Source organism: Thermomonas sp., from assembly GCF_041919455.1.
Classification (GTDB): domain Bacteria; phylum Pseudomonadota; class Gammaproteobacteria; order Xanthomonadales; family Xanthomonadaceae; genus Thermomonas.
On the sequence record NZ_JAYRTQ010000027.1, the window covers coordinates 1 to 3,555 of the forward strand.

Consider the following 3,555-nt stretch of genomic DNA (forward strand, 5'->3'; position numbering starts at 1 on the left):
CCACCCACCCAGCGAGCTGGCAATACAATCGCCGTCGGCCACGGCCGACCCCCGGTTTGTTGTCTCGACAACGACAAACTAACCGGGTCGGCCGTGTGCCTCTTCCCTCAGTTGGGAGATGAACCTTGAAAAATGGAAGCGTCCACCGGGTGGATTTCCCGCGTCGCGGGCGCCTGTCAGGCGACGTTAACAACAAATTAACCCCTGCCATAAGTCATCTGGAGTTTTCCGCCAACAGCACTTATGGCGGGACGAGCTGCACCATCCCGGCTGCCGGCAGCGCTAGACTTGCTGCCCCGCAACAATCCCCGCCCCCATGCCCCGCCTAGTCCCCCACGCCGTCCAGGGCGAACTGAAACCGTTGCCCCATGTCCGCAACATCATCGCGGTGGGCTCCGGCAAGGGCGGGGTGGGCAAGTCCACGACCGCGGTGAACCTGGCGCTGGCGCTGGCCGCGGAAGGCCTGGCGGTGGGGGTGCTGGATGCCGACGTCTATGGCCCCAGCATCCCGATGATGCTCGGCCTGTCGGGCCGGCCGGACAGCCCGGACGGCAAGACCATCGAGCCGATGCGCGCGCATGGCATCCAGGCGATGTCGATCGGCCTGCTGGTCGACCAGGACACGCCGATGATCTGGCGCGGGCCGATGGCGACCTCGGCGCTGACCCAGTTGCTCACCGACACCCGCTGGGGCGACCTGGACGTGCTGGTGGTCGACCTGCCACCGGGCACAGGCGACATCCAGCTGACCATGGCCCAGAAGATCCCGGTGGCCGGTGCGGTGATCGTGACGACGCCGCAGGACATCGCCACCCTGGACGCGCGCAAGGCGCTGAAGATGTTCGAGAAACTCGACATCGCGGTACTGGGCCTGGTCGAGAACATGGCAGTGCATGTGTGCACCCAATGCGGCCACGCCGAGCATCTCTTCGGCGAGGGCGGCGCGGCCCGGATGTCGGCGCAGTACGGGGTGCCGGTGCTCGGTTCGCTGCCGCTCGAGATCGGAATCCGCGAGCAGGGCGATGCCGGCGCGCCGATCATGGCGGCGCGTCCGGGATCGCCCGCCGCCTTGGCCTATCGCGGCATCGCCCGGGCCTTGCTGGCGCAACTGGATGGCCGGCCGAAGCTGCGCAGCGGGATCATGGCCTCGCTGCTCGGCGGTTGAGGCGAGCGCGATCCCGCCACCCGCCCGTTAGAATCGCCGCCTTAACCCCGGGAAAAACGCGCGATGAGCATCAAGAGCGACCGCTGGATCCGCCGCATGGCGCAGGAACACGGCATGCTGGAGCCGTTCGAGCCCGGCCAGGTCCGATTTGCCGATAACGGCGGGGTCGATGGCCAGCGCATCGTCAGCTACGGCACCTCCAGCTACGGCTACGACGTCCGTTGCTCGCGCGAGTTCAAGGTGTTCACCAACATCAACTCGACGATCGTCGATCCCAAGCATTTCGACCCGAAGAGCTTCGTCGACGTGGTCGCGGACGAATGCATCATCCCGCCGAACTCCTTCGCGCTGGCGCGCACCGTCGAGTACTTCCGCATCCCGCGCGACACCCTGGTGGTCTGCCTCGGCAAGAGCACCTACGCGCGCTGCGGGATCATCGTCAACGTGACCCCGCTGGAGCCGGAGTGGGAAGGCCACGTGACCCTGGAATTCAGCAACACCACGCCGCTGCCGGCGCGCATCTACGCCAATGAGGGCGTGGCGCAGATGCTGTTCTTCCAGGCCGATGCGGACGACATCTGCGAAACTTCGTACAAGGATCGCGGCGGCAAGTACCAGGGCCAGACCGGCGTGACCCTGCCGAAGACCTGATTCACGATCGATCCACCAAATCCCGGGGAGGGAATCACGATGGAAGACCAGAATCCGTACCGCAGTCCCGACGCCGTCGTCGCCGAGATCTCCGACGGGGAATTGGCCGATCGCGGCAGCCGGCTGGGCGCCGCGCTGATCGACGGCATCATCATGCTGGTCCTGTTGCTGCCGCTGATGTACGTGGGCGGTTACTGGACCATGGCGATGGAGGCCGCCACCGCCGGCGAACGTGTCGGCTTCGGTGCCACGCTGATGTGGGCGCTGATCGGCTTCGCGGCGTTCGCGGTGGTGCAATACGTGCCCCTGAACGCGAGCGGCCAGACCTGGGGCAAGAAACTGCTGGGCATCAAGATCGTCGACATGGCCGGCGCGAAACCGCCGGCATTGCGACTGCTCGGGTTGCGCTACATGCCCTGGCATCTCGGCAGCAACCTGCCTTTCATCGGCTGGCTGCTGGGACTGGTGAACATTCTGATGATCTTCCGCGCCGACCGTCGCTGCGGCCACGACCTGATCGCCGGCACCCAGGTCGTCAAGGCGCGCTGACCCGGCTTCGGCATGCGGGGCGCGCCGTCAGGCCAACGCCCCGCGCAGCGCATTGATCCGTTCCACCAGTTGTTCCGGCGGGTACGGTCGCGCGGTGGCGGTGCCCCACACCGGGCGCGGCCAGGCGATGTCGTCCTTGTAACGTGCGATGACGTGCACGTGCAGTTGCGGCACGAGGTTGCCGAGCGCGGCGACATTGAGCTTGTGCGGCTTGAACAGCGCCTTGAGCGCGCGCGATGCGGCATCGATCTCCGCCGTGAGCTGGGTGCGCTGGGCGGTGTCCAGGTCGATGATCTCGACCATGTCGGCGACCCGCGGCACCAGCACCAGCCACGGGTGGTTGGCGTCGTCCATCAGGCGGACTTCGCACAGCGGCAGTTCGATCACCGGCGCGGTGTCGTCGGCCAGTTGCGGGTGCAGGTGCCAGTGGTTCATGAGGTGTGCTCCGCCAGGAAGGCGAGTGTGCGCCGTTGCGCCAGCGCGGCGCCATCGGCATGGAAATGGGCCGGGTCGACGTCGCGGTTGAAGGCGTGGCCGGCGTTCGGGTAGACGAAGATCCCGGCGTGTGGCTGCAGTGCGCGATGGCGGGCGATGTCGTCTGCCGGGATGCTGGCGTCGCGCCCGCCGAAATGGAACATCAGGGCGGCGCGCGCGCTTTCCCCGATGAACGGCATCGTCCGCGCGCCGTAATAGCTGACCGCGGGCAGGCCGAGGCGGGTGTTGGCGAGGAACGCCATGGACCCGCCCCAGCAATAGCCGACCACGCCGGGATGGTGGCCGGCCTCGCGTAGCCAGCGAGCCGCGGCGGCGACCACCTGGAGGGCAGTGTCGCTGCCGAGTTCGGCCACCAGTTCGCGGCCGCGGGTGACGCCGGCATCGCCATAACCGAGCTCGACCTCGGGTTGGACCGGATCGAACAGCGCAGGCGCCATCGCCACGAATCCGTGTTCAGCGAACCCGTCGGTCACCGCGCGGATATGCGCGTTCACCCCGAAGATCTCCTGCAGCACGATGACCGCGCCACGCGGCGGGCGCTGCGGACGCGCCCGCCAGGCCCGGACCGGGCCGGCGGCGGTGTCGAGGTGGATCCATTCGCCCATGGTGTCCTCCGATCGCGGATCGCGATGAGGTGGTGAGGCCGCCGGGCGTTTGCGCAGCGGCATTTCGAGCCGCGAAGCGAATGCCCGGCG

At 67.6% G+C, this 3,555-nt stretch carries 5 protein-coding genes; 3 read left to right on the forward strand and 2 right to left on the reverse strand.

Going from position 1 to position 3,555, the window contains the following annotated elements; all coding sequences use genetic code 11:
• The first annotated feature begins 316 nt into the window (after nucleotides 1–316).
• The 3 genes from apbC (at nucleotide 317) to ACE3T8_RS13620 (ending at nucleotide 2,365) form a co-directional block, all read left to right on the forward strand.
• Nucleotides 317–1,165, forward strand: coding sequence for an iron-sulfur cluster carrier protein ApbC (gene apbC, locus ACE3T8_RS13610; protein ID WP_374609816.1), 849 nt, complete (start codon nucleotides 317–319; stop codon nucleotides 1,163–1,165).
• A gap of 63 nt (nucleotides 1,166–1,228) precedes the next feature.
• Nucleotides 1,229–1,816 carry a dCTP deaminase gene (dcd, locus tag ACE3T8_RS13615; protein ID WP_374609818.1) on the forward strand — a complete coding sequence of 196 codons (588 nt, stop codon included), beginning with the start codon at nucleotides 1,229–1,231 and terminating at the stop codon, nucleotides 1,814–1,816.
• Nucleotides 1,817–1,855: 39 nt separating this feature from the next.
• On the forward strand, nucleotides 1,856–2,365 hold the full coding sequence (locus ACE3T8_RS13620) for an RDD family protein (protein ID WP_374609820.1): 510 nt from the start codon (nucleotides 1,856–1,858) through the stop codon (nucleotides 2,363–2,365).
• Between the two features lie 27 nt (nucleotides 2,366–2,392).
• On the opposite strand, the gene ACE3T8_RS13625 is transcribed toward ACE3T8_RS13620, so the two are convergent.
• Together ACE3T8_RS13625 and ACE3T8_RS13630 are read right to left on the reverse strand one after the other, a co-directional pair.
• The gene (locus tag ACE3T8_RS13625; protein WP_374609822.1) at nucleotides 2,393–2,800 is read right to left on the reverse strand and encodes an HIT domain-containing protein; all 408 of its coding nucleotides are present in this window, start codon (nucleotides 2,798–2,800) and stop codon (nucleotides 2,393–2,395) included.
• On the reverse strand, nucleotides 2,797–3,465 hold the full coding sequence (locus ACE3T8_RS13630) for a dienelactone hydrolase family protein (RefSeq protein ID WP_374609824.1): 669 nt from the start codon (nucleotides 3,463–3,465) through the stop codon (nucleotides 2,797–2,799). Before ACE3T8_RS13630 ends, ACE3T8_RS13625 begins: the two co-directional genes overlap by 4 nt.
• Nucleotides 3,466–3,555: the final 90 nt, after the last annotated feature.